Below are 2384 nucleotides of genomic sequence, written 5' to 3'. Positions count from 1 at the left end.
GTCTGCGGCGGGGTGGTCTGCGGCGGGGCGGCGAACAACGCCACCAGGTCGGGCATGCTGACTTTCTGGGACACTCCGCGGGGCAGCTCCGGCACGGTCAGCGCCCGCGCCGGCACCTCGTAGGGCAGCATCCGCGGCCGGCACCACTCACGCAGTTCCTGCTCGCTGAGCGGCCCGGCGCCGGGCGCCGCCTCCACCACGGCGACGGGTATCTGGCCGAGGCGCTCGTCGGGCAGGCCGAACACCGCCGCCTCGGCGACCGCCGGGTGCTTCTCGAGCACCTCCTTCACCGTGATCGGGGTGATCTTGAATCCACCTCGAATGATCACATCGTCGGCGCGGCCCTCGATGTAGAGGAAGCCGTCCTCGTCGATGCGGGCCAGGTCGCTGGTCCGAGTCCAGCCGTCCGCGCCCACCCGCGCCCCGGCCTGGTCGGTCCTGATCTCCAGCAGTCCGCTGGCACCCGTCGGCTGTACCTCGCCGTCCTCGGCCACGACGCGCAGTCCCACCCCCGGGAAGGCCCGTCCGACACTGCCCCGCTTCTTCGCCCACCACTGCTGGTGGTCCGGCAGCGACCAGCCGGCCACCGCGCCGGAGAACTCGGTCGCGCCGTAGACGCCGAGCACGTGGATGCCGTAGCGCTCCAGCACCGCGTCGACCAGATCGGGCGACACCGGGGCGGTCCCGCAGGTCAGCGCGCGCAGGCTCGCGAGGTCCTCGACGGGCACGTTCGCACTCATCAGGGTGCGCAGCGCCGCCGGCGGCAGCGCGCCGAGGCGGGGCCGGTGCTCGCGGATGACGTCGAGCCACCGGTCCAGGGTCCAGCGTTCCAGCAGCACGATGCGCCGCGCGTCGCCGAGGGCCTGCAGCGCCCCCCACATCCCGCCGATGTGCACCAGCGGGACGGAGACGATGGCCACGCCGCCCTCGAAGTAGGACCGGTCGCCGCCGCCGGGCTTCATGTGTCCCCGGGCGGACCCGACCGAAGCCTCGAGCTGGCGGTAGGTCAGCGGGATGCGCTTGGGCGGCCCGGTGGTACCCGAGGTGGTGAGTTCGACGGCGACGCCCGGTGCGTCGACCGCGGTGATCGTCGCGTCATCGCGGCCGGCGCGCAGCGACGCGATCCCCTCCGCGGAGGTGCGGATGAGGCTGATGCCGAGCCGCTCGACCGGCTCCGCGAGCCCCGAGGACGCCCAGGCCCGCACCGGCACGACGAGCACCGGCGGGGCGGCCTGTTCCAGGTCGCCGGCGAGCCGCTCGGCCGGCTGCAGCGGGTTGAAGACCGTCAGGCAGCGCTCGGTGCCGAGGATCGCGAGGATCGCCGCGATCGACTCGGTCCAGTTTCCGAGCAGGACGCCGACGCGCGCGCCGCGGCCGAGGCCGAGCCCGTCGAGGCTACGGGTGATCTCGTCGGCGAGCGCGCGCAGGGTCCCCCAGGGCACCCAGGCACCGTCGACCTGGAGGGCGGGGGCGGAGTCGGGCGCCTCCCACAGCGCGCGCAGCCGGCCCGGCAGGTCGACGGGCTCGGTCATCGGGCGTGACCCCGCGCGACGACGGCCGACCCGCGGGGGGCACGCGGAAGGCCGGGTTTTCCGACGGCCTCGATCACAGGGTCCCGCATCATCGCTCCTTGCCGCCGGACGGATCGGTGCATGCTCCGGACGGATCCGGAGAGCCGCCGAGAGGGCCCGTTCGCCCAAGCTACCACTAGATAAATTGATTAGGTTTAAGGAATTGGCATAGGGACGGTCGGCCAACCCCGGAGCCGTCTCAGCGCCGGGCGGCCGCGACCAGCCGGGACGCGGCCTGCTCGCGCAGCCGGTCCGGCGCCGCGATCAACGCCTCGCTGGACTTCGCCCGACGCAGGTAGAGATGCACGGGGTGCTCCCAGGTGAAGCCGATCCCCCCGTGCACCTGCAGGCTGCCCTGGGCGGCCCCGACCGCGGCGTCGAGCGCCTCGGCCGCGGCCAGGGCCACCGCCACCTCGAGCTCGCCGCCGTCCGTTGTCGCACCGTCCGTTGTCGCACCGGCCGCGTCGAGGGCCTGCGCGGCGGCGGCGACGAGGGCGCGGGCCGCCTCGGTACCGACGAACATGTCGGCGCAGCGATGCGAGATCGCCTGGTAGGTGCCGATCGGCCGGCCGAACTGGTGACGGATGCCCGCATAGTCGACGGCCAGCTCGGTGCACCGCGCCGAGACGCCGACGGCCTCGGCCGCCAGCAGCGTCAGCGCCACCCGGCGGGCGGCGGCGAGCACCGCGGCGAACTCGGCCGGACCGGCGAGCAGGGTCGCGGACGTGTTCAGAGTGACCCGGGCGAGCGGGCGGGTCGCATCGAGAACGTCGAGCGGTTCGACCCGGACCGCGACCCCAGCGACGCCGTCCC

The 2384-nt window shown here is 74.2% G+C and carries 2 protein-coding genes; both read right to left on the bottom strand.

Going from position 1 to position 2384, the window contains the following annotated elements; all coding sequences use genetic code 11:
* Positions 1 to 1532: class I adenylate-forming enzyme family protein (locus tag NBZ83_RS31665; protein WP_261576458.1), on the bottom strand; the 1532-nt coding region annotated here is incomplete at its 3' end.
* A 238-nt stretch (positions 1533 to 1770) separates the two neighbouring features.
* A partial coding sequence (locus NBZ83_RS31660) for an acyl-CoA dehydrogenase family protein (RefSeq protein ID WP_261576457.1) occupies positions 1771 to 2384 on the bottom strand: 614 nt, incomplete at its 5' end.

The organism is Frankia gtarii (genome assembly GCF_025403375.1).
In the GTDB taxonomy this organism is placed as follows: domain Bacteria; phylum Actinomycetota; class Actinomycetes; order Frankiales; family Frankiaceae; genus Frankia; species Frankia gtarii.
This window is presented reverse-complemented; position numbering and strand designations above follow the sequence as displayed.